Origin of the sequence: Marinobacterium sp. xm-a-127 (assembly GCF_013283425.1) — a bacterium.
In the GTDB taxonomy this organism is placed as follows: Bacteria; Pseudomonadota; Gammaproteobacteria; order Pseudomonadales; family Balneatricaceae; genus Marinobacterium_E.
In genome coordinates this window covers 76,609-99,363 of the sequence record NZ_WBYH01000005.1, presented here as the reverse complement: position 1 = coordinate 99,363, position 22,755 = coordinate 76,609, and the positions used below count along the sequence as shown (strand labels likewise).

19 protein-coding genes are annotated in these 22,755 nt (G+C 49.2%); 14 read left to right on the top strand and 5 right to left on the bottom strand.

All coding sequences use genetic code 11. The features are described from left to right. Nucleotides 1-2 precede the first annotated feature (2 nt). Nucleotides 3-1,457 carry a xylulokinase gene (gene xylB / locus XMA127_RS10090; protein ID WP_173482573.1) on the bottom strand — a complete coding sequence of 485 codons (1,455 nt, stop codon included), beginning with the start codon at nucleotides 1,455-1,457 and terminating at the stop codon, nucleotides 3-5. A gap of 272 nt (nucleotides 1,458-1,729) precedes the next feature. On the opposite strand from xylB, the gene XMA127_RS10085 reads away from it, so the two are divergent. From XMA127_RS10085 to spoT, 9 genes are all read left to right on the top strand, one after another. Next, a complete protein-coding gene (locus XMA127_RS10085) occupies nucleotides 1,730-3,046 on the top strand; it encodes a sugar ABC transporter substrate-binding protein (RefSeq protein ID WP_173482572.1) in 1,317 nt (438 codons plus the stop codon). A 101-nt stretch (nucleotides 3,047-3,147) separates the two neighbouring features. Beyond that, a complete protein-coding gene (locus XMA127_RS10080) occupies nucleotides 3,148-4,026 on the top strand; it encodes a carbohydrate ABC transporter permease (protein WP_173482571.1) in 879 nt (292 codons plus the stop codon). Between the two features lies 1 nt (nucleotide 4,027). Further along, a complete protein-coding gene (locus XMA127_RS10075) occupies nucleotides 4,028-4,861 on the top strand; it encodes a carbohydrate ABC transporter permease (RefSeq protein ID WP_173482570.1) in 834 nt (277 codons plus the stop codon). 19 nt (nucleotides 4,862-4,880) lie between these two features. After that, nucleotides 4,881-5,894 carry an ABC transporter ATP-binding protein gene (locus tag XMA127_RS10070; RefSeq protein WP_173482569.1) on the top strand — a complete coding sequence of 338 codons (1,014 nt, stop codon included), beginning with the start codon at nucleotides 4,881-4,883 and terminating at the stop codon, nucleotides 5,892-5,894. A 9-nt stretch (nucleotides 5,895-5,903) separates the two neighbouring features. Next, a complete protein-coding gene (gene dalD / locus XMA127_RS10065) occupies nucleotides 5,904-7,295 on the top strand; it encodes a D-arabinitol 4-dehydrogenase (RefSeq protein WP_173482568.1) in 1,392 nt (463 codons plus the stop codon). Nucleotides 7,296-7,328: 33 nt separating this feature from the next. Then, the gene (locus tag XMA127_RS10060; RefSeq protein WP_173482567.1) at nucleotides 7,329-8,252 is read left to right on the top strand and encodes an AraC family transcriptional regulator; all 924 of its coding nucleotides are present in this window, start codon (nucleotides 7,329-7,331) and stop codon (nucleotides 8,250-8,252) included. A gap of 65 nt (nucleotides 8,253-8,317) precedes the next feature. Continuing rightward, on the top strand, nucleotides 8,318-8,935 hold the full coding sequence (gene gmk, locus XMA127_RS10055) for a guanylate kinase (protein WP_173494630.1): 618 nt from the start codon (nucleotides 8,318-8,320) through the stop codon (nucleotides 8,933-8,935). A 65-nt stretch (nucleotides 8,936-9,000) separates the two neighbouring features. Next, nucleotides 9,001-9,213 (top strand): DNA-directed RNA polymerase subunit omega, encoded by a 213-nt coding sequence (gene rpoZ / locus XMA127_RS10050; RefSeq protein ID WP_173481728.1) that lies wholly within the window; start codon nucleotides 9,001-9,003, stop codon nucleotides 9,211-9,213. A 63-nt stretch (nucleotides 9,214-9,276) separates the two neighbouring features. Beyond that, a complete protein-coding gene (gene spoT / locus XMA127_RS10045; protein WP_173481729.1) occupies nucleotides 9,277-11,403 on the top strand; it encodes a bifunctional GTP diphosphokinase/guanosine-3',5'-bis pyrophosphate 3'-pyrophosphohydrolase in 2,127 nt (708 codons plus the stop codon). 1 nt (nucleotide 11,404) lies between these two features. Here the strand turns inward: spoT and XMA127_RS10040 are convergent, their stop codons facing one another. Further along, the gene (locus XMA127_RS10040) at nucleotides 11,405-13,312 is read right to left on the bottom strand and encodes an ATP-binding cassette domain-containing protein (RefSeq protein ID WP_173481730.1); all 1,908 of its coding nucleotides are present in this window, start codon (nucleotides 13,310-13,312) and stop codon (nucleotides 11,405-11,407) included. Nucleotides 13,313-13,379: 67 nt separating this feature from the next. Here XMA127_RS10040 and XMA127_RS10035 point away from each other — a divergent pair, with 67 nt between their 5' ends. Together XMA127_RS10035 and XMA127_RS10030 are read left to right on the top strand one after the other, a co-directional pair. Then, complete coding sequence (locus XMA127_RS10035; RefSeq protein ID WP_173481731.1) at nucleotides 13,380-13,847, top strand: TIGR02444 family protein; 468 nt, start codon at nucleotides 13,380-13,382, stop codon at nucleotides 13,845-13,847. A 93-nt stretch (nucleotides 13,848-13,940) separates the two neighbouring features. Further along, nucleotides 13,941-14,633: an FKBP-type peptidyl-prolyl cis-trans isomerase gene (locus XMA127_RS10030; protein ID WP_173482565.1), complete on the top strand. Its 693-nt coding sequence runs from the start codon at nucleotides 13,941-13,943 to the stop codon at nucleotides 14,631-14,633. A gap of 63 nt (nucleotides 14,634-14,696) precedes the next feature. Here the strand turns inward: XMA127_RS10030 and rsd are convergent, their stop codons facing one another. Next, a complete protein-coding gene (gene rsd / locus XMA127_RS10025; RefSeq protein ID WP_173481733.1) occupies nucleotides 14,697-15,164 on the bottom strand; it encodes a sigma D regulator in 468 nt (155 codons plus the stop codon). Between the two features lie 72 nt (nucleotides 15,165-15,236). Then, nucleotides 15,237-16,802 carry a glutamate--cysteine ligase gene (gene gshA / locus XMA127_RS10020; RefSeq protein ID WP_173499168.1) on the bottom strand — a complete coding sequence of 522 codons (1,566 nt, stop codon included), beginning with the start codon at nucleotides 16,800-16,802 and terminating at the stop codon, nucleotides 15,237-15,239. Nucleotides 16,803-16,967: 165 nt separating this feature from the next. Here gshA and XMA127_RS10015 point away from each other — a divergent pair, with 165 nt between their 5' ends. The 3 genes from XMA127_RS10015 to XMA127_RS10005 all read left to right on the top strand — a co-directional run bounded on the left by XMA127_RS10015 (nucleotide 16,968) and on the right by XMA127_RS10005 (nucleotide 21,175). After that, the gene (locus tag XMA127_RS10015) at nucleotides 16,968-19,238 is read left to right on the top strand and encodes an ATP-binding protein (RefSeq protein WP_173499167.1); all 2,271 of its coding nucleotides are present in this window, start codon (nucleotides 16,968-16,970) and stop codon (nucleotides 19,236-19,238) included. Continuing rightward, nucleotides 19,235-20,596, top strand: coding sequence for a sigma-54 dependent transcriptional regulator (locus XMA127_RS10010; RefSeq protein ID WP_173488788.1), 1,362 nt, complete (start codon nucleotides 19,235-19,237; stop codon nucleotides 20,594-20,596). The genes XMA127_RS10015 and XMA127_RS10010 overlap by 4 nt, the downstream gene beginning before the upstream one ends. Before the next feature lie 69 nt (nucleotides 20,597-20,665). Beyond that, nucleotides 20,666-21,175 (top strand): hypothetical protein, encoded by a 510-nt coding sequence (locus XMA127_RS10005; RefSeq protein ID WP_173499166.1) that lies wholly within the window; start codon nucleotides 20,666-20,668, stop codon nucleotides 21,173-21,175. A 10-nt stretch (nucleotides 21,176-21,185) separates the two neighbouring features. Here the strand turns inward: XMA127_RS10005 and ilvA are convergent, their stop codons facing one another. Continuing rightward, entirely contained in the window at nucleotides 21,186-22,700 is a 1,515-nt protein-coding gene (ilvA, locus tag XMA127_RS10000; RefSeq protein WP_173481738.1) for a threonine ammonia-lyase, biosynthetic, read from the bottom strand. Nucleotides 22,701-22,755: the final 55 nt, after the last annotated feature.

Sequence of the window (22,755 nt, the reverse complement as noted above, 5' to 3'; positions counted from 1 at the left end):
CTTTATAGATTCAGTGACTTAATTGCTGGGTAAAGAGAGCGGTAACGTTGATAGGCTGCTTCATATTGATTCAACAGAGTTGCATCTGGCTCAATGCGAGCTTCAATCTTAGGTTGAGTCAGTAGTGATTCAGGGCTAGCTTTCCGGTGAGCCAGCATTGCTAGACGTGCCGCACCGTAGGCGGCACCAAAATCCCCATCGGATGGAAGCAGCAGAGTTCTGTTCAGAATATTAGCCAGCGTCTGTAACCAAAACGTTGACCCTGAGCCGCCTCCTACCGCAATGATCTCGTTGACGCATGAGCCTGCAGCAATAAGAGCTTCAAGATTATCGCGAATAGCAAAAGCGACCCCTTCCATAACGGCTTGAGTCAGTAGCTTCTGGTCAGAACTGTGATCTAAGCCGATGAACATCCCCCTTACCTGCGCATCGTTATGGGGCGTTCGTTCACCCGAAAGATAGGGCAGAAAAGTGACGCTAGCAGGCCCCTTAGGCTCGGCCTCCAGTGCGGCATCAAGTTCTATTGCTGACTTGCCCGTTAGCCTGGCATACCAATTCAGTGCGTCGGTAGCAGAGAGTATGACCCCCATCTGGTGCCAAGTATTTGGGATGGCATGACAGAAGGCATGAACAGCGCTCTCTGGAAGTGGTTTAAAACCATTGGTCGCTGCAAATAGGACGCCGGAAGTGCCTAATGAGAGGAAGGCTTGGCCCTCATCAATAACGCCCATGCCGATAGCCGAAGCTGCGTTGTCACCTGCACCGCCGCCAATGATTACGTCGTTGCTCAAACCCCATCTGCTGGCTAACTCAGTACGTAACCTTCCTGCCGCTTCAGATCCCTCAACAAGACGAGGCATCTGATCAAGCGTCATTCCACTCAATGATAAAAGCTCTTCTGACCAACAGCGATTCTTAACATCTAGCCAGCTTGTTCCGGCCGCATCGGACATTTCAGAAATGTATTCGCCACTTAACCAATAGGCAATGTAGTCTTTGGGTAAAAGGACCTTGGCTACTTTGTTAAAAATCTCGGGTTCATTTTTTGCTACCCATACGAGTTTGGGTGCCGTAAAACCTGGGAAGACGATATTACCGGATATTGCTCGGAACTCCGGCATGGCATCTAGTTCAGCGGCCTCTTTGTAGCTGCGAGTGTCGTTCCAAAGAATAGATGGACGAAGTACTTCGCCCTCAGCATCCAGCAGTGTGGCACCGTGCATCTGGCCTGAAAATGATATAGCACGCGTTGCAGCAAGCTCTTCTGGGTGATGACTTTTCAGTTTAGTAATCGCTTCTTCACAGGCCGCAATCCAGTCGGCAGGGTCCTGTTCTGACCAACCCGGGTGAGGTCTTGAGACAGTGATCGAAGCAGTTTCGCTGCCCACAACCTGCTGTGAGTCATCCATTAACAGGGCTTTAACCCCAGAGGTTCCTAGGTCGAGTCCTAAATACATTTCAACTACCTACTATTTTTATTCCAAAAAATGCATTGGCTATATTCAACGTCGAAACTTTGCATTATTTGACGTATTTATAAACTATATTGCACTGGTTAACGCATATGCGAAATAGAATTGCAATAAAATACAATCATTGAGTTTTTTTGTATAAGTGTTTGAAAAAATCTAATGCTACTGTGTTGATCAGATGCTAAGGGTTATATTCGAATTTGCGAATAAAAGTACATTTAGTGTCAAAACAAGAAAAAAATCGACAGGAGTACGTCATGAAAGTAAAAATGCTCTCGGCTGCCGTTGCAGGTGCCGTAATGCTATCAACTCAAGCGTTCGCTGGATCACACGGCGGCACTGAGCTAGTAATCGCTACTGTAAACAACGGTCACATGATCGAGATGCAGAAGCTAACGCCTAAGTTCGAAGAAGAGACTGGTATCAAAGTTAAGTGGGTAACTCTTGAAGAGGGTGTTCTTCGTCAACGTGTTACGACTGACATCGCAACTAAAGGTGGTCAGTTCGATATCATGACTATTGGTATGTATGAAGCGCCTATCTGGGGTGAGAAAGGGTGGCTAGAGCCTCTAAATTTCTCTGCTGAGTACAACGTAGACGATATCCTACCAGCGATGCGCGGTGGTCTATCTCACGAAGGTAACCTATACGCTGCTCCGTTCTACGGTGAGTCGTCTATGGTTATGTACCGTAAAGACCTACTAGATAAAGCAGGTATCACTCTTCCATACAACCCAACTTGGGCAGATATGGAGCAGGCAATCGCTGCAATGCATGACCCAGAAAATGGTGTGTACGGTACTTGTCTTCGTGGTAAGCCAGGTTGGGGTGACAATGCTGCATTCATCACAACGATTGCTAACACTTTCGGTGCGCGTTGGTTTGATGAGAACTGGAAGCCACAGCTAGACTCTGCTGAGTGGAATGCTGCTATTAACTTCTATGTCGACCTAATGACTAAGTACGGCCCTCCAGGTTCAACAGCTAACAGCTTCAACGAAATCCTTGCTCTAATGAACGAAGGTAAGTGTGGCTCTTGGGTTGACGCAACAATCGCTGCATCTTTCGTATCTGATCCAGCCCAGTCAAAAGTAGCTGACTCAATTGCTTATGCACAGGCTCCAGTTCAGAAAACTAAACGTGGTGCAAACTGGCTATGGGCTTGGGCTCTAGGTATCCCAGCCTCTTCTGAGAAGAAAGATGCTGCAATGAAGTTCCTAGAGTGGTCTACATCTGCTGACTACATCAACCTAGTTGGTGAGACTAACGGTTGGGGCCGTGTTCCAACTGGTACTCGTGCATCGACTTACGCTAACGAGAAATTCCAGGCAGCTGCTAACTTCGCAAGCGCTGAGATGGATGCTATCAACAGCGCAAATCCATACGACTCTACCTTCGAGAAAACACCATACACAGGTGTTCAATTTGCTGCGATTCCTGAGTTCCAGGCTATCGGTACAGCGGCTGGTCAGCAGTTCGCTGCTGCTCTTGCAGGTGAGAAAAGTGTAGAAGAGGCGTTGGCTGCAGCACAGGCTTACGCTGACCGCGAAATGCGTAAAGCTCGCTACTACTAAGCAAGCTGTAATTTAGGGTTTCAGTATTCTTTTACCCTAAAAAGCCCCCAGCTAATCTTTAGCTGGGGGCACTTTTTCTGATCTATTTACGGTAATTTATTATGTCTTCGCAATCTCGAAGCAGTCGCTTAATGCCTCGGTTACTACTAAGTCCAGCTGTGATCACACTGTTGATCTGGATGGTCGTGCCACTGGCTTTGACGATCTATTTTTCGTCGATTTTCTATAACTTGATGCAACCAGATAGCACCGGTTTTGCTGGGTGGATGAACTACGAGTTCATGATCACCAACCCTGCATTCAGTGATGCCATTATCAATACCTTGGTTCTGCTTGCTTCGACAGTTGCTATTACTGTGATTGGTGGATTAGCGATAGCGCTTCTCATCAATGAAACATTCCCCGGGCGAGGTATTGTTCGTCTGCTACTTATTTCTCCGTTCTTTGTCATGCCAACCGTCAATGCACTTTTGTGGAAACACATGATGATGAACCCTATTTATGGTGTGTTGGCTCAAGTTTGGACATTTTTTGGGCTAACCCCGATCAACTGGCTTCAAGATCTGCCACTTTTTTCAGTCATCATAATGATCAGCTGGCAGTGGCTCCCTTTTGCCTGTTTGATTTTTATGACCTCACTGCAATCGATGGATCGCGAGCAGCTTGAAGCAGCTGAAATGGACGGTGCCAATTACTGGCAGAAATTCCGTTACATGTATCTACCTCACTTAGCTCGTCCGATCTCTGTTGTCATCATGATTGAAGTGATCTTCTTACTGTCTGTCTTTGCAGAGATCTTCACAACCACGAACGGTGGTCCAGGTACACAGAGTACCAACCTTGCTTACTTGATTTTCAATGAGGCTTTGCAGGCATTCGATATTGGTGTTGCATCAGCTGGCGCGGTCTTTGCCATCATCCTAGCGAATATCGTTGCGATCTTTTTGATCCGTATCATCGGCAAAAATCTGGAGAAGTAAGATGAGTACTAAAAAATCTAAATGGACTCCAGCCCTTATTGCTAGAACGGCAGCAGCTTGGGGTATTGCGTTGCTGCTCTTCTTTCCACTTATATTTATGGGCTTTACAGCGTTCAAAACAGAGCTGCAGGCTATCGCTGTTCCTAGTCTTTGGGCCTTTGAGCCGACACTGGAGAACTTCCATGTCGTTAACGAGCGCTCTGACTACGTCCAGTTTGCCTGGAACTCTGTGGTCACTTCGGTTGTTTCAACTGTCTTAGGTCTACTGATTGCTGCACCTGCTGCTTACAGTATGGCGTTTTCGCCTACCAAGGGCACTAATGGTCTGTTGTTGTGGATGCTATCAACTAAGTTTATGCCTGCAGTCGGTGCGTTGCTTCCGATCTATGTCATCTTCCAACAACTCGGTCTGTTAGATACCAAGACGGCTTTGGTCATCATCTTCACCATGATGAACCTGCCTATTATGGTTTGGATGCTCTACACCTACTTTAAAGATATTCCACACGAAATCTTAGAAGCTGCGCGTATGGACGGTGCTTCGGTTTGGCAGGAGTTTCGCCATGTGTTGCTTCCACTGGGTATTGGTGGTCTAGCCTCTACTGGCCTCTTATGTCTGGTACTGGCGTGGAATGAAGCATTTTGGGCGCTAAACCTCGGGGCAGCAGATGCTGGTACGTTGGCAACCATGATGGTCAGTTACTCAAGCCCTGAAGGCCTGTTTTGGGCGAAGCTCTCTGCAGCGTCCCTAATGGCTATTGCACCAATCGTTGTGATCGGTTGGTTCTCACAGAAACAGTTGGTTCAAGGCCTGACTTTCGGCGCCGTGAAGTAAGTATTTGGAGTTTTTACACATGTCATATTTAGAATTAAAAAACGTCGATAAGTACTACGGCGATGTACACGCGATCAAAGGGGTTAACCTTACCATCAACAAAGGCGAATTCATTGTATTCGTAGGTCCATCCGGTTGTGGTAAATCCACGCTGCTTCGCATGATTGCCGGTCTAGAAGAGATCAACGATGGCGATCTAGTGTTAGATGGCAATGAGATCACTCACCAGGCTCCATCTAAGCGTGATTTGGCGATGGTTTTCCAGTCATACGCTCTCTACCCACACATGACGGTTGAAGAGAATATGTCGTTCGCTCTGCGTATCAAAGGTGAAGAACAGTCGATTATTGATCAAAAGGTCGCTAAGGCTGCAGAGACGCTGAACCTAACGCCCTACTTGAAGCGCACTCCTAAGGAACTTTCAGGTGGTCAGCGTCAGCGTGTCGCGATCGGTCGTGCGATTGTTCGTTCGCCAAAAGTATTCCTGTTCGATGAGCCGCTATCAAACCTTGATGCTGCTCTTCGTGGTCAAACACGTGTAGAGATTGCAGAGCTACACCGTGATTTGAACGCGACTAGCATCTACGTAACACACGATCAGGTCGAAGCAATGACACTGGCTGATCGAGTGGTTGTCCTTCAGGGTGGTGTGATTGAGCAGGTCGGTACGCCGATGGAACTATACGAAGCACCTGCAAACAAGTTTGTTGCTCAATTTATTGGTCAGCCTCAGATGAACCTACTCTCTGCGAGTTACTTCAGCGGTATCTCTGCCGATGCGGTCGATGTGGGTGTGCGCCCAGAGCATTTCTCTATTGTGGATGCGGGACAAGGTGCTATTTCCGGTCAGGTTGAATTGATCGAAGCCCTGGGTAACGAAACACTGATTCATGTTTGCCTTGAAGGTAGTGGCGAGAAATTGATTGTTCGCCAGTATGAGCAGCCAAGCATCAAAGTTCGTGACTCTGTCTCAATCAATTACGACGCTTCTCACCTGCATCAATTTGATGCGAAGGGTGAGGCGATTCGCTGAGGTCTCGGTATGAGTAATACACAACCTAATATTAACCTGCATTTAGGCTTGGGCTCTTTTCATCGAGCCCACCAAGCGCTCTATTTGCAGTGGTTACATGATCTGGGTGATCAATCTTGGGTTCTAGCCGGGGGTAATATTCGTCCTGACATGGCCGATACGATTGCAGCCCTTCAAGCCTCGTCAGGTGCTTACACGCTTGAGACAGTGACGCCTCAGGGTGAGCGTGACTATAAGCGTATTGAGGCGATTAAACAGATCATTCCATTCGATGCTGAGCTCAATGGTCTGACAGAGGTCGCTGTGGATGAGAAGACAAAGATCATCTCATTTACCGTTACTGAAGCGGGATACTACCTAGACTCACAAGATCAGCTGGATCAAAGCTATGCAGACCTGGTCACTGACCTTAAAGGTGAGACAGTTGTTACGCTTTACGGCGCTTTGGCGCGTTTGTTAAAGGCTCGTTTAGCGGCGGGTGCAGGTCCTGTTACTCTAATGAACTGCGACAACCTTCGTTCGAATGGTGATCGCTTCATGAAAGGTTTCCTACAGTTTTTAGATCTGCGTAACGAGACAGAGCTAAAAGCTTGGGTCGAAAACAATACCTCAGCGCCCAATGCGATGGTGGATCGAATTACACCGCGCCCAACCGCTGATGTGGTAGAGCGTGTCAAAGCTGCGACGGGTATAGATGACAAATCTGCTCTGATGGGTGAGTCATTTATTCAATGGGTTATTGAAGATCACTTTATTGCAGGGCGTCCCGCTTGGGAGAAAGTCGGCGTAGAGATGGTTGAGGACGTAGGCCCCTACGAAGAGGCTAAAATACGCTGTCTAAACGCGACGCATAGCTGTATCGCTTGGGCGGGTACATTAGCCGGTATGGACTATATCCATGAAGGTACGCAGGATAAAGAGATCTGTCAGTTGGGTTATAATTATGTAACCGACAATGTCATTCCAGCGTTGCCAGACTGCCCGTTGGATTTGGCAAAATATCGTGATGTGGTGTTGGATAGATTCTCTAATCCGAACATTCAAGATACCAACGCACGAGTTGCCATGGACGGTTTTTCGAAGATCCCCGGTTTCATTCTGCCAACCATTCGAGATGGTTTAGAGCGTGGATTAGATCTAAAATCGGTCTCTATTCTTCCGGCTCTATTTTTAGCTTTCTTGATTCGTGAGCGTCGAGGGGATATCCCTTACACTTACGAAGATCAGCTAATGGATGCTGCAGTGGCTGACGCGATTGTTGGTGCAGAAGATCCGGTAAATGCTTTTGTTGCTGAGCGCCTGCTATTCAATGAGTTGGCAGGCAATGAGATTTTGTTGGCCGCAATGAGAAGCGCTTACCAACAGGTGAATGAATTTATTGAACGTCGGGAGGGGCGTTGATAATAAGCTGACGGAGTCAGCATCGAGGTGCATATGCAAACAAATGATTTGAAGGTCATTAGACCGCCAGAAAAAGAGAGTGATTTTCACCGTCATCCTGACCTCGGTTATGAGGAGCAGATTGATGAGGGCTTTATTCGCTTTTTGGAGCATGGTGCACCTCACCAGTTGATTCGTTGGCACTTTCATGAAGAGTATGAACTTCATTTGATCACCGAAACCAAGGGCAAAGTTTTTGTCGGTGATTACATTGGTCACTTCCAGCCGGGTCAGCTTGTCCTGACCGGGCCTCACCTGCCTCATAACTGGATCTCCACGGAATACCCTAACGGCCAAGATCATGTTGAAGTGCGTGACAAGGTATTGCAGTTCCGTCGCGAGCCTCTTGTGCGCAGTGCTGAATTGATTCCCGAAATGCGTTCTTTAATGAATTTCTTGGATCGTGCGGCTAACGGTGTCGAATTCTACGGTATCAGCGCTCAAGTTGAGGCGATGATGGATCGCATAAAAGTCAGCTCAGGTATGGATCGTCTGGCCAATTTCATTGAGTTAATGGCTGTTTTGGCTAAGCATGAAAACTACCGACTGCTCTCGTCTGTACAGTTGCAGAGTCGAGATGATCAACACCATCTCGATGAGATCAGTGAAATTGTTGGCTATGTCTCAGAGCACTACTCAACCAACTTCAACATGGCGGAAGTCGCTGAAAAGTTTGGTATGAGTGAGAGCCGATTCTCTCGCTATTTCCGTAAAGCTACAGGCAATACCTTTACTGACTTTGTCACGCGCATGCGTATCAACAAGGCCAGTCAGCTACTGCTCGATACGGATCAGTACATCTCTACTATCTGTTACAGCGTCGGCTTTAACAACGTCGCAAACTTTAACCGTAGGTTTATGGAAGTGCGCGGCATGACGCCGAGTGAATTCCGTAAAAACGGTAAGCTGCGTTACTGATCTATCCCTAAACAGACGCGCTGAGTTGTTATATTATTCGCGACTCAGTAATCAGGGTTTTTGTTATGCAAGCAGCTCAGGGCTTCCTCTACATCATTTCTGCACCCTCCGGTGCCGGTAAAACCAGTCTCGTTAAAGCACTGTTGGAGCGTGACGAGCGCATTCGTGTGTCGGTATCTCACACTACCCGTGCTGCTCGTCCTGGCGAGGAAGATGGTGTTGCCTACAACTTCGTTGATCTAACGGAATTTGATCGTCTGATCGAAGCGGGACAGTTTCTCGAGTACGCTGAAGTCTTCACCAATAAATACGGTACATCCAAAGGCTGGGTGGAGTCGCAACTGGCTCAGGGTATCGATGTGATTCTCGAGATCGACTGGCAGGGTGCTGAAATCGTTCGTCAAAAGATGCCCGAAGCGCGCTCTATATTCATTTTGCCCCCGAGTCGTGAGGAGCTTCTGCGTCGTTTGACCGGTCGCGGCACCGACAGCGACGAGGTGATTGCCGGTCGTATGGCGCAAGCTGAATCTGAGATGAGCCACTACGGCGACTTTGACTACTTGGTGATTAACGACCAATTCGACACTGCACTGGATCAATTGGCCGCAATATTTACCGCAAATCGTTTAGAAATGGTGGTTCAACAGCAGGCGCAGCAAAGTTTACTCGCTGAACTCTTGTAGAGAGCTGCCTAAACTCTGTACAATCGCCGGTTCGAATTTGTTACTACTCTTTAAAGAGGTTACTCATGGCACGTGTTACTGTAGAAGATTGCCTAGACAATCTTGATAACCGTTTTGAACTTGTAATGGTTGCGTCTAAACGTGCGCGTCAGATCGCTACTGGTGGTCAAGATCCTAAAGTTGAATGGGAAAATGACAAACCAACGGTTGTTGCTCTTCGTGAAATCGCTGAAGGTCATACAACTCGCGCTGTCCTTGACGAGCCAGTTCTAGACTAACTCTTCCAACTCTCTTCAAAGTGGGGCATCATCCTTATCATATTGTTTGTTAAGCGATAACTGATGCCCACTATAGACGCTCTATCTGAACGCCTTACCGAATATTTGGACTCCGATGAGATCCGAAAGGTAAGGCGTGCTTATTTTTACGCGGAACAGGCCCATGATGGTCAGCGTCGTAAAAGTGGTGAGCCCTACGTTACCCATCCCCTAGCCGTTGCCAGTGTTCTTGCTGAGATGCACATGGATCGCGACTGTCTAATAGCAGCCATGTTGCACGATGTCATCGAAGATACTGAGATCGATTTTGACGGTATCTCTGGCCAGTTTGGTGAAACCGTTGCACGAGTTGTTGATGGTGTCTCTAAACTGACGCATCTTGAGTTCGAGAGCAAAGCGGAAGCGCAGGCAGAAAACTTCCAGAAGATGGTCTTAGCGATGGCAGAAGATATTCGCGTCATCATCGTTAAGCTAGCGGATCGTCTTCACAATATGCGTACGTTGGGTGCTATGCGCCCAGATAAACAGCGTCGTATCGCTAAAGAGACTCTGGATATCTACGCACCGATTGCAGCCCGTTTGGGTATGCGTGATGTTCAGGTAGAGCTAGAGGATTTAGCGTTTAAATCTTTCCACCCGATGCGTGCTAAGTACATTCGCCGTGCGGTGGTGCAAGCGCGGGGGCAGCGTAAAGATATTATCTCTGAGATTCAGGAGGCCATTAATCGCCGCTTGAAACAGGAGGAGTTAGTCGGTGAAGTGACCGGCCGTGAGAAACACCTCTACTCAATCTATCGCAAAATGAAGAGCGAAAATCGCAGTTTTGCCAGCATCATGGATGTGTTCGCTTTTCGTATTGTTACGACATCTGTTGATAACTGTTACCGAATTTTAGGCGCAGTACATAACCTGTTTAAACCCGTACCGGGGCGCTTCAAAGATTACATTGCTATCCCAAAAGCAAATGGCTACCAATCGCTGCATACCGATCTGTTTGGTGCACGCGATATTACTATTGAGGTACAGATCAGAACCCATGAGATGGATGCCGTCGCTGCGCAGGGTATTGCCGAACACAGCCACTACAAACAGAGTGGCGATGGCAGCAGTGCCGAAGGCTCTTACAACCGTGCGCGCAAATGGCTACAAGGCCTGCTTGAAATGCAGCAGGCTGCCGGTGACTCGATGGAGTTCATCGACAGCGTTAAGAAAGAGCTGTTCCCAGATGAGGTCTATGTCTTCACTCCGAAGGGACGCATTCTTGAGCTACCGAAAGGGGCAACCCCGGTCGACTTTGCTTATGCGGTTCATACCGACGTGGGTAACTCCTGTATCTCCTGTCGTGTTGATCGACATCTATCGCCGCTGTCAGAGCCGCTGAAAACCGGTCAGACCGTTGAGATCATCACAACCCCACGTGCCCAACCCAATATGGCTTGGCTCAACTTTGTTGTGACCGGTAAAGCAAGGACAGCGATTCGCCACTTCTTGAAGAACCAAAAACAGCATGAGTCGATCGAGTTGGGTCGTCGCCTGTTGAACCAGTACTTGGCTCAATATGAGATCAGTGATCAACAGCTTGATCAGAATAAGCTGGACAAGCTGTTACAAGATTTGAACTTCGAGACTCTCGATGATCTGTTAGAAGATATCGGATTGGGTAATCGAATGGCTTACGTCATCGCTCAGCGTCTACAACCGACGGATGGTGAATCTGACGAACCAGAATCACTTATTGGTACAGACGGTAAACCGATCTCGATTCGGGGTGCAGAAGGCATGGTCATGCACTTTGCTCGCTGTTGTTACCCCATTCCTGGCGACAATATTGTCGGTAATATCTCGGCAGGACGTGGCTTGGTGGTGCACCGCTCTGACTGTCGCAACCTCAACGGTAAGCGTGACGAGACCACCAATCGCAACATCTACATCGAGTGGGGCGAAACAGGTGAGGATGAGTACACCACCGTTTTAGAAGTTCAGGTTGAATCACAACGAGGCATCATCGCACAGCTGGCGATGGCGGTCTCTTCAGTAGGCGGGAACGTCAATCAGCTACTGTCAGGCGAGAAAGATGGTCAGATGAATGCCGTTACCATTGAACTGACAGTGACCAACCGTGTTCATCTGGCGCGGGTTATGAAAAAGCTGCGTGCTATTAAGCAAGTGACCCGAGTGAGTCGAATTTAGCCTAGGCGTGCTCTTGTTCAAGCTCTTCGAGCTGCTCTTGAGTTTCAAACCACTCCAGCTCAACACCCTCTAATTCGCTTTTAGCTTCGGCCTGCTGGCTTAGTAGGGCCTTTAACTCATCTTTGCGTTGATCCGTATACAGATCCGTGTCGGCAAGCTGTGACTCTAGGGCTTCCAACGATTGATTGAGCTTCTCCATTTTCGCATCAAGCTTCTCAAGCGCTTTTCGCAAAGGGCGTAATTTAGAGCGTTTTTCAGCCTCGATGCGTTTCTGCTCTTTCCGATCGGCGGCGCTTTGTGAGCGGCCTTCCGATGCGATGACCGGTGAAGAGTCCTCTTGCCGTTGGGTCGCTAGCCATTTGTGGTAATCATCGAGGTCACCGTCAAACTCGGTCACTTTGCCCTCGGCGACCAGAAGAAACTGATCGACGGTGTTCGCCAGTAGATGGCGATCGTGGGACACCAAGATAATCGAGCCTTCAAAGTCCTGAAGGGCTAGAGTCAGTGCGTGACGAACTTCCAGATCCAGGTGGTTGGTGGGCTCATCGAGCAGCAGCAGATTGGGTTTGTGCCAAGCGATCAATGCTAATGCAAGGCGAGCCTTTTCACCGCCAGAGAAACGTCCAATCGGATCCAGTGCATCATCGCCACTGAAACCAAAAGAACCGGCAAACGAACGCAGTTGAGCTTCGGTTGCCTTAGGAGCAATACGCTGCAGATGCAACAGAACCGAGGCGTTCATATCCAGTGCTTCGAGCTGATGCTGTGCGAAGTAGCCAATCTTTAGATGCTCACCACAGGAGCGCTCGCCACTGATTAGAGGTAGATCTCCGACCAAGCTTTTGACTAGGGTCGATTTACCAGCGCCGTTTCTACCCAGTAGGCCAATTCGCTGACCGGGTACAAGACTAAGTGATACACCGTTAAGAATTTTACTCTGTTCGCTGTAACCCAGTTCCGTGTTGTAGAGATTCAGCAGGGGCGATGAGAGTTTGTCGGAACAGTCGAATCGAAAACTAAACGGTGAATCGATGTGTGCCGCGGAGATCATCTCCATGCGCTCTAGCTCTTTAATGCGGCTCTGCGCCTGTTTGGCTTTGCTCGCCTTGGCTTTAAATCGACGCACAAAGCTTTCGATGTGTGCTATTTGTGCCTGCTGCTTGTCGTAAGCGGCTTGTTGTTGCGCGAGTCGTTCAGCGCGCATGCGTTCAAAAGCGGAGTAGTTGCCTTTATACAGGGTGAGCTGTTGCTGATAGAGGTGTACGACTTGGTTAGCGGTTGCATCGACAAAGGCGCGGTCGTGCGAAATCAGAATCAGGGTGCCTGGGTATTGATTCAACCACTGCTCTAGCCAGATGGTGGCATCCAAATCTAAGTGGTTGGTCGGTTCATCCAGTAGTAGCAGTTCAGATCGGCACATCAATGCCTGAGCAAGGTTAAGACGAATGCGCCAACCACCCGAAAAACTCTGAACGGGTTTGCTAGCGTCATTAGGTGCAAAGCCTAAACCATTGAGTAGAGTGTGGGCGCGGGATTCGGCACGGTAGCCATCAATGGCATCCAGTTGTGCGTAAAGCTCACCTAACTCTGGGCTATGTTCCTGCTCGGCAATGGCCAGTTTGCTCTGCAGCTGGCGCAGCTCTTTATCACCATCGAGCACATAATCCAACGCGCAACGATCACTGCTGGAGACCTCTTGGGCCATATGCGCAATCTTGCCTGGAGCGGGTTTGTGTAGCTCCCCAGTGTCCTGAGATAACTCACCCAGAATTAGCTTAAATAGACTCGATTTACCGACGCCATTGGCACCAATAAGGGCGACCTTCCAACCAAAATGGATGTTTAGGTCGGCGTGGTCAATTAGGCGCTGGGCGCCACGTTGTAAACTGAGCTGTTCAAGTCGTATCATGGGCGGCAAGTCTATCACAGCAAGGGCCGTAATCCTCTCTGTTAGATTCCTTATATTTGGAGATATCGTGGTTCCTTCAGGATTAAAACTCGACAACCCTTTGTGGTCTTTCGCCCTAGAGATCTACCCGTCAGTCGCTAAGCCGATGCTATCGATTCAGTCGAAAGGTGGGCGAGTCAATTTAATGTTGGCCGCGCTCTGGTCGGCTTCTGAGCAGATCGAATGGCCTGATTCGGTTCCCGACGCTATTGAGGCGTGGCATCAAAAAATTTTGCCGATTCGGTCGCAGCGTATGTCGTTAAAACCTCAGCTTAATGACTACCCCGAACTTGAAGCCCTGTATCAGCATTTAAAAGGGGTGGAGCTGAACATGGAGCGCGTCGAGATAGCGATGCTTCATCAGTGGCTTGCGCCCAAGCCTAAAGCGATGAACCTGATAACAGCGCAATCTAATTTGGACAGAGTCTCAGCCGGCGTCAGTGATATTGATCAGGATAAGGATGCCGTTCTTCAACGCCTGAAACCGCAAACCTAATGGGTTTTAATCCTGCGGTGTATAGGTTTTAATGTTTCTTTCATCTCATTCAGAGACACTGGTCTCATTGATAACACGAATAAGGATTTTCCAATGAAAAAAGCGGTATTAGCGCTTGCTCTATCTTCTGCAATGCTAGCGACACCTTCTCAGGCGACTGAACTTACGACCGATGATCAAAAGTTGAGTTACGGCATGGGCTTGGTACTTGGTGAGCGTCTAATGGCTGATTTCGACTCTCTTGACTACGATCTACTGAGTCAGGGTGTTAAGGACATGTTCGAAGGCAACAAGCCGTTGATGACCATGCAGGAGCTGTCTGATGTGATGATGGCATTCCAAGCGAAAAAGCTAGAAGCTGAACAGGCGAAAGAGCAAGCACTAGCGGATGCTAACCTGAAAAATGGCCAAGACTTCATGGCAGAGAATGCTAAGCGTGAAGGTGTTGTCACTACTGATACGGGTCTTCAGGTAGAGATTTTGGAAGAGGGCGCAGGCCCTACACCAACAGCAGAAGATAACGTCAAAGTGCACTACAAAGGTATGCTGATCAATGGCCAAGAGTTCGATAGCTCTTACGGTCGTGGCGAACCAGTGACCTTCCCGCTGTCTGGCGTTATCAAAGGGTGGACTGAAGGTCTGCAGATGATTAAAGAGGGTGGTAAAGGACGTCTAGTGATCCCATCTGATCTGGCTTACGGCCCTGGCGGTGCTGGCGGTATGATCGGACCAAACGCGACGCTAGTGTTCGAAGTTGAACTGCTTGCGATCAATCCGGCTGAGTAAATTGCTCATATATAAAAGAGGCTGCCATTTGGGCAGCCTTTTTTGTTTCAGTGTCCCGCAAATTTAGCTAACGGCTTCGCGATGTGTCTCATGCAGCATGGCGATCATCTGATCCTCTAACTCAAATCGATCAGCCAAGGCTTCGCCCAGTTTAGAGACCTGTTCGCTGAAGTAGCGGATATCTTCAACGGTCGCTGCAGGCAGATCAGAGAAACGGTCGTTAAAATCGAGCGCAAGATCGGTTGAAATCTGAATCTTGGGAAGGAGTGCTTGAGCCTCTGCTAGTTGTGAATCGCTGAAGGCTTCTCCCTCTGCTACCAGCTGTTGGTAAACTTCAAAGTGTCCTGATGAGAGGTAGTCTACCAAGAGTTGGCAAAATTCACCCAGTCGCGCATCCAACTCTTCGCCCACTTGAGTATGGGGAATTTCCATTAGAATTCGAATTAACGCGGCACGTTCATCCAGCCAATGGTCAATAATGGTGCTGACACCGCCCCAGCGTTCACGAGCATCTTTGCAGTTCTCTAACATAACAAAACCTCCAACTGAGATTTCAGTCTATGCCGATCGATAGAGTGCTGGCAAGTGATAACTAAGTTCCACTTAGGAGGCTAGGTAGTGCTGAAGGAATTCATCAAAGGGTGCTTCATCTTGTGATTCAGCATCGCGCTGTTTGGCCAGTGACTGTTCAGCCTCTTCAGTTAGTCGATGTTTAACAGCTGGATCAAGCGGTTCGCGTGACAGGGTCTCGCGGTGCACCTGTCCCATTTTGAGCGTCCACTGTTGGAAGGTGAGTGAGCTCGATTTCAGCTCGCTAATAATTTTAGCTGAAGGAGTCAGCTGCGGATCAGCTACCAGTTCATACTGTTTCTGAACCGCTTGTTGATAGGCATTTCCGCCGTGGATCTGATCGAGTAATTCAGCGACCAGAGTCACCTGATCGAGGATGTCGCGAGCAAACTGCTCACGTGACACTTCGCCCTCAAGAGTCTCAAGCATCAGACCTGGGCGACGCCCTTCAGAGACAATCTTGTCTTTGTTGTGAGCTACCATAGCGCATTCAGTGCTAGTAAGTAGTTGCTCACCTGCAAATAAACAGGTTAACAGGAAGGCGTCCATAAAGAGGCTCTGCTGCAGATCGATACCAATCGGCAGCAGTGGGTTGATATCGGTGTTACGTACTTCGATGTACTGAACCCCTCGTTCCATCAGTGCGTGGACAGGTTTTTCACCGCTGAAGGCAACGCGTTTCGGACGAATGTCACTGTAGTACTCATTCTCAATCTGCAACACATTGGAGTTGAGCTGGCGATACTGGCCATCGACTTTAATACCAATCGCTTCATAGGGTTGGTGCGGTTGGTGTATCGCAGCCTGAAGAGAGTCTGAGTAGGTATCAAGATGGTTGAAGCAGACGTTCAGCCCCTCTTGGGCTCTGTTTGAATAGCCCAGATCACTCATACGCAGTGACGTTGCGTAGGGGAGGTAATAGGTATCATCGTCGAGAGGCTCTAGGTGGTGCTCTACAGAGTGCAAGAAATCTTTGCTGACAGCCGGTGATGCACCGAACAGGTAGAGCAGCAACCAGCTGTAACGACGGAAGTTACGAATCAGTGCAAAGTAACGATCGGAGGCGAAATCTTGGTCGCTAAGTTCCGAGTCGCACACCTGTTTCCACGCTGGCCAGAAGGCTTCCGAAATCGAGAAGTTGTAGTGAATGCCTGCGATGGTCTGCATCATCTTTCCGTAACGATGCTCAAGGCCCACACGATAGATGTACTTCAGTTGTCCAATGTTGGAGCTGCCGTATTCGGCAATGCGTATGTCATCTACCGATTTGATCGCACAGGGCATGCTGGCACACCAGAGCGATTCATGACCTAGTAAAGAGTAGGTGAATTGATGCAGTTCGGTCAGCTCTTTGAGTGAGTCGCGCACATCGGTGCTGACTCCGGTAATGAACTCCATCAGAGCTTCAGAGTAGTCGGTCGTGATCTGTCCATGGGTCAGCGTAGAACCCAGCGCGGCGGGGTGGTCTGTCTTGGCAATATGACCGGCACTGTCGATTCGAAGTGCCTCTTTCTCGATGCCGTGACCTAGATCACGCAACAGATGTTGATGACCGCTTGCAACGAGGCGATCCAGATTCTCTTTAACTGCTTGTAACACCTTGAAGCTTCCTTACTCTTGGTTGGCGAAGTATATCAGAGAGCCTTCAGAAACCACGAGGATTGCAGACGATTTAATTTCATATTCAACATCGGGGTTGTGGGATGCCCTGCAAGGTGGAAAAATCGATATCTGTTTATTTAAAACGCCTATACAGGATAGTCGATGCCCGAGCGTTATACGCCCAAACAGTTCTTACCTTTCCGACCCGAAGTGATTCTAGGTGTGCTTACGCTGTTTGTCGTCTCTTTGATCTACTTGACCCTGTTTACCCGTCAACAGGCATTAGAGGAGCTGCATCAGCAGGCCTCCAGTGAGCTTGATCGTTACCGAGTGTCAGTGGAGCAGAGACTGGATCGTTTTCGTAGCTTGCCCGAACTGTTAGCCGATCATGAATTACTGGCTGATGCGGTCACTGGCGCCGAAGAGGAGCGTGTTGGGCAGGCGAATCTCTATCTGCAACGAGCCGTTGATCTGGTCAATGCATTGGATATCTATGTGATGGACAGTGCGGGCTACACCAGAGCCTCCAGCAACTGGTTTAAAGAGACCAGTTTTATTGGGCGGAACTTCTCATTTAGGCCCTATTTCACCGATGCCATGAAAGGGCAGTCGGGGCGCTATTTTGCTTTGGGCAGTACGACGAATAAACGGGGCTACTACTTCAGTCACCCGATGCACCGCAATGGTGAAATCATTGGGGTTGTCGTCGTTAAGATCGACTTGGATCAGATCGAAGAGCGCTGGAACAACCCGGCCACCGAAGTGATGGTGTCAGATGAGGATGGCGTTATCGTTATCAGTACCGAGCCAGATTGGATGTTTAAGACACTCAGCCCGCTGTCAGATGAGCAGATGAAGCGGATAGCCGAAAGTCTTCGATACGGTGATCAGCCGCTTAATTCTTTGAATATTGCTAAACGCAGTGTGGAGGATGAGCAGTTTGAGATCATTACTGTGCTGCACAATGAGAGTGACAACCCTGCAGCATCGGCCGAGCTCGACACACGACAGTATCTGCTGTTGGCGGACCAGATCTCTAACACTGGTCTGACCGTTCGCCATCTCGCCAATCTGCAAACGGTTGAAGATCGCGTATTGGTGGTGCAGTTGATTACCACGATACTGGGTGTGTTGATCGTTCTGGCCAGTCTTGTGGCCTTTCAGCGACGCCGCATTCGCATTGAGCGTCAGCGCTATACTGAGCGTGAAAGCCGAGTTCGAAAAGAGCAGGAAGCGCGCATTGAAGGCGTGATTAATAATACTCAGGTTGGCCTCTCTCTGATCGATACAGAAGGTAAGATTGAGTACTTTAATCCGGTGCTGGAGAGACTGCTGGGGTATCGCTTGGATCAGATCATCGGCAAGCCGTTTCATGAGCTACTGTCGCCGCAGGATCAGTTACTACTGAAGCGCTATATTGAGTTAGAGGTCGCAACCCGTGAACAGCATCTGAAGCTGGAGGTGGATTGCCTCAACGCTAATGGTAGCGTTATCCCGGTTGAACTGACCCTCAGTAACATGGAGCAGAGTGGCCGTTATCACCTGATTGTCACCTTGGTTGATATCACCGAACGTCGCGAGCATTTACAGGCCTTACAGCGTGCACAAAATGAGCTTGAACGTCGTGTTGCAGAGCGTACTCAGGACCTTCAGGCCGCCAACAAAAAGCTATTGTCCGAGATCGAAAATCACCAGTTAACTCAGAACGAGTTGGTACAGGCGGCTAAGTTGGCGACCATTGGTCAGATGTCAGCCGGTATAAACCACGAGTTGAATCAACCACTGACGGCAATTCGCAATTACGCCGATAACGCCTTGAAGTTTCAGACACTGAATAATGCAGAACGAGTCACGAGCAATCTGCAGCAGATTGCCAATCTGACGCAGCGAATGGCCAACATACTGCACCCCCTGAAAGAGTTCTCGCGTAAGCAAGATCCGCAACAGAGTAGTGTGTCGCTGCGTGATCTGCGCGATGGGGCTATGTCTATCCTTTACGGGCAGTTAGAGCGTCAAAATGTTGAGATCACCTGGCCCGATAACTCGGATCAAATTTGGTTGAAAGCGGATCTTCTGCGTATGGAGCAGGTGATGGTGAATCTGATCAACAACGCTGCTCAAGCGATGGAGCAGAGTGAAGATAAGCAGATTCAGATTCGTACAGAGTTTCTCGGGGAGCAGATCGCCATCTCTGTATGCGATACCGGACCCGGTTTAAGTGATGAGGCGTTAGAGCAGATCTTTACACCATTTTTTACCACAAAAGAGCAGGGGCTTGGTTTGGGGCTTGGTCTCTCTATTTCGCAGCGGATTGTCGAGTCGCTTGGTGGTATGCTTAGCGCCCACAACTTACCCGAGGGTGGCGCCGAGTTTCGTATTCTTCTAAATAGGGCTCAACCACCCAGTGCACAAGCAACTAAGGAGTCCGAGTGACAGAGTCTAGAGCTGACGAGATTCAAGTATTACTGGTAGATGATGACGCCTACATCTTGGATTCGGCTGGGCAAACGCTGGAGCTTGAAGGTTACTCTGTGGTGACCTGTGATCGTGCTGAAAAGGCGTTGGGTATCATCAGTTCAGGTTGGTCGGGGATTGTCGTCACCGATATCAACATGCCGGGTATGACCGGTTTAGAGCTACAGGCTAAGATCAAAGCCATCGATTCTGATATTCCGGTCATCATTATTACCGGTCATGGCGACATCTCTATGGCGGTAACGGCGATCCGTGATGGCGCCTACGATTTCATTGAAAAACCCTTTGCCTCTGAGCTGCTGATTGATGTCGTACGTCGTGCGATCGAAAAGCGCTCGTTAACTCTCGAAAACCGAGCGCTTAAAGAGGAACTAGCCACTCACAACGCGGCAGGCCCTCGTTTAATTGGCGCCAGTCCGCGCATTCAACAGCTGCGTAATATTGTTCGAGCGGTTGCTGATACCCCTGCGGATATTTTGATTCACGGTGAGACCGGAGCGGGTAAAGATCTGCTAGCTCGCTATATCCATGAAAACAGCAGCCGTCGCGGGGCCAACTTTGTCGCCATTAACTGTGGGGCGGTTCCTGAAAACCTAATTGAGAGTGAACTCTTTGGCCATGAGGCGGGCGCCTTTACCGACGCCAAAAATCGTCGAATTGGTAAGTTAGAGCATGCTCAAGGTGGAACACTGTTCTTAGATGAGATCGAAAGCATGTCGATCTCTTTGCAGATTAAACTGCTGCGTGTGTTGGAAGAGCGTGTCATTGAGCGTTTAGGTTCGAACGACCCTATTTCACTGGACTTAAGAGTCATCGCCGCCTCTAAAGTGGACCTGCGTGAGGCTGCCGACCAGGGCGATTTCCGAGAGGATCTCTACTATCGACTCAATGTCGTTCGAGTCGATCTACCCGCCTTACGGGAACGGCGTGAGGATATTCCACTGCTGTTTAAACACTTTGCTCTGGTCGCCTCAGGTCAGTTTGGCCGTGAAGTCGAACCGCTAACACCGGAGCAGATTCAGCAACTTGTCGCCTATGATTGGCCAGGTAACGTGCGCGAACTGCGCAATGTGGCGGAGCGTTTTGTGCTACTCGGTGAGCTCAATTGCGGGGAAGCGGGCGAGTTGGAGAGTAATCAGAACACCGTAATGAGCTTGCCTGATCGCGTTGAGTACTTTGAGAAAACGTTGATTCAAACCGAATTGGCGCGTCATGCTGGCTCAATCAAAGAGACGCTGGCGGCCTTAGGTCTACCCAGAAAAACCCTATCTGACAAAATGCGTAAGTACGGTCTTGATAAAGCGGACTACAAATAACGCACCCGGTTGTCAGGACCAGACTATTCGTTATACTTGCCCGCTTGTTTGAATATAAGGCGACTCTCTATGTTGGGTTCAATTGCAGCTGTTTGGGGTATTGTTGGCGTTGTTGCTCTGTTGAGCAGTGCAATCTATCGCTTAGCACCTATGGCTTTGGAACTTCCGTTTGCTGAATTGAGTTTTGGCCATTGGGTGGCACTGGCTTTCTCGTTGGTCTTTATGGGCTTTGCCGAGGGATATCGCGGCTTCCAGCAAAACTTTTCACCTCGTGCCGCTGCTCGAGCGCGATACCTTCGTCACCATGTGACGCCTGCGCGTTTGGTACTCGCACCGCTCTTTTGCATGGGGTTCTTTCATACCACTAAGAAGCGCAAAATCGTCAGCTATTCACTGACCACTTTTATCATTGTGTTGATTATTGTGGTGCACTCTATCCCGCAACCTTGGCGCGGCATTGTCGATGCCGGTGTTGTACTGGGTCTAACGTGGGGAACCGTTTCGTTGCTGGTCTACGGAATGAAAGCGCTAACCAAAGAGGTGTTCGACGTCTCACCCGAGACACCGGAACACCACTGATGTTTTTCGGTTAACCTAGGAAGAGCTGGTAGGCTGGGTTGGTGGTCTCTTCAAACCAGGTGTAGCCCAACTCGTCTAAATACTTACGCACTTCAGAACGCTCTTTCTTAGGCACTTCCATACCCACTAAAACGCGTCCATAGGCAGCACCGTGGTTGCGGTAATGGAACATTGAGATATTCCAACGCCCACCCAGAGTATTTAGGAACTTCATCAACGCGCCTGGACGCTCTGGAAATTCAAAGCGGAAGAGCGCTTCGTCACCACAGGCATCAGGCTTGTGACCGCCAACCATATAGCGAATATGACTTTTTGCCACCTCGTTATCGGTAAGGTCTGTCACTTCATCTAATGCGTCGTTAAGTTCGGCCAGTAACTCTTCGCGACCATCGTTGTTTTTTCGGATTTGAACACCGGCAAACACCACGGCCGCATCGCTGTCGCTATAGCGGTAGTTGAACTCAGTGATGTTGCGATTCCCCAGCGTTTTACAGAACTGCTTAAAGGCACCTGGTCGCTCTGGGATTTTGGCCGCTATTAATAACTCACGTTTTTCACCGATCTCTGAACGCTCAGCAACATGACGCAGACGATCAAAGTTTACGTTGGCCCCTGAGTTGATGGCGATTAGATTTTTGCCGGTGCACTGCTCGCGCTCGACATAGCGTTTGAGGCCGGCAACCGCTAGGGCACCTGCGGGTTCTGACACCGCACGGGTATCGTCAAAGATATCTTTAATGGCCGCACAGATCTCATCCACGCTGACGGTGATCACTTCATCGACATGATCTTTACATATTTCCCAAGTGTGCTTACCGATCTGAGCTACGGCGACACCGTCCGCAAAGATGCCAACTTGTGGCAGTGTGGCACGACGACCCTTCTCCATAGCCAGTGCAAGACACGCGGACTCATCCGATTCAACGCCAATGATCTTGGTCTCGGGTCGAAGGTATTTTACGTAAGCCGCCACGCCGGCAATTAAGCCGCCACCGCCGACCGGTACAAAGATCGCCTCGATGGGGCCAGTATGCTGGCGCAACATCTCCATCGCAACGGTACCCTGTCCTGCAATGACATCGGGGTCATCGTAGGGCGGGATGTACGTTAAGCCTTTCTCTTGCTCTAGTTTGGCAGCATGCTGGCGCGCATCGTCAAAGGCATCACCGTGCAGAACCGCTTTTCCGCCCAAGCGACGCACGTTGGTGACTTTCACGTCTGGCGTAGTTTTGGGCATGACAATGGTCGCTTTAATACCAAGGTATTTAGCCGCATTTGCAACGCCTTGAGCGTGGTTGCCGGCCGATGCAGTAATAACACCGCGCGCCTTCTCTTCATCGGTCAGCTGGGCCATACGGTTGTAGGCACCACGAATTTTGAACGAGTAGACAGGTTGTTCATCCTCACGTTTTAGTAAGACTTTGTTACCTGTGCGCTCGGACAAACCAGGTGCGTCATCCAGTGCGGTTTCGACGGCTACGTCATAAACGCGCGCTTCGAGAATTTTTCGTATGTATCGCTGCATAGTGATCAAGAGCTGTTTTGCTTAAGAAATATGGATGCAAATGGTATAGACTCAC

Coding starts and splice junctions, on each gene's coding strand:
- xylB (WP_173482573.1), bottom strand. CDS start 1,457: ATGTATTTAGGACTCGACCTAGGAACCTCTGGGGTTAAAGCCCTGTTA.
- XMA127_RS10085 (WP_173482572.1), top strand. CDS start 1,730: ATGAAAGTAAAAATGCTCTCGGCTGCCGTTGCAGGTGCCGTAATGCTA.
- XMA127_RS10080 (WP_173482571.1), top strand. CDS start 3,148: ATGTCTTCGCAATCTCGAAGCAGTCGCTTAATGCCTCGGTTACTACTA.
- XMA127_RS10075 (WP_173482570.1), top strand. CDS start 4,028: ATGAGTACTAAAAAATCTAAATGGACTCCAGCCCTTATTGCTAGAACG.
- XMA127_RS10070 (WP_173482569.1), top strand. CDS start 4,881: ATGTCATATTTAGAATTAAAAAACGTCGATAAGTACTACGGCGATGTA.
- dalD (WP_173482568.1), top strand. CDS start 5,904: ATGAGTAATACACAACCTAATATTAACCTGCATTTAGGCTTGGGCTCT.
- XMA127_RS10060 (WP_173482567.1), top strand. CDS start 7,329: ATGCAAACAAATGATTTGAAGGTCATTAGACCGCCAGAAAAAGAGAGT.
- gmk (WP_173494630.1), top strand. CDS start 8,318: ATGCAAGCAGCTCAGGGCTTCCTCTACATCATTTCTGCACCCTCCGGT.
- rpoZ (WP_173481728.1), top strand. CDS start 9,001: ATGGCACGTGTTACTGTAGAAGATTGCCTAGACAATCTTGATAACCGT.
- spoT (WP_173481729.1), top strand. CDS start 9,277: ATGCCCACTATAGACGCTCTATCTGAACGCCTTACCGAATATTTGGAC.
- XMA127_RS10040 (WP_173481730.1), bottom strand. CDS start 13,312: ATGATACGACTTGAACAGCTCAGTTTACAACGTGGCGCCCAGCGCCTA.
- XMA127_RS10030 (WP_173482565.1), top strand. CDS start 13,941: ATGAAAAAAGCGGTATTAGCGCTTGCTCTATCTTCTGCAATGCTAGCG.
- rsd (WP_173481733.1), bottom strand. CDS start 15,164: ATGTTAGAGAACTGCAAAGATGCTCGTGAACGCTGGGGCGGTGTCAGC.
- XMA127_RS10015 (WP_173499167.1), top strand. CDS start 16,968: ATGCCCGAGCGTTATACGCCCAAACAGTTCTTACCTTTCCGACCCGAA.
- XMA127_RS10005 (WP_173499166.1), top strand. CDS start 20,666: ATGTTGGGTTCAATTGCAGCTGTTTGGGGTATTGTTGGCGTTGTTGCT.
- ilvA (WP_173481738.1), bottom strand. CDS start 22,700: ATGCAGCGATACATACGAAAAATTCTCGAAGCGCGCGTTTATGACGTA.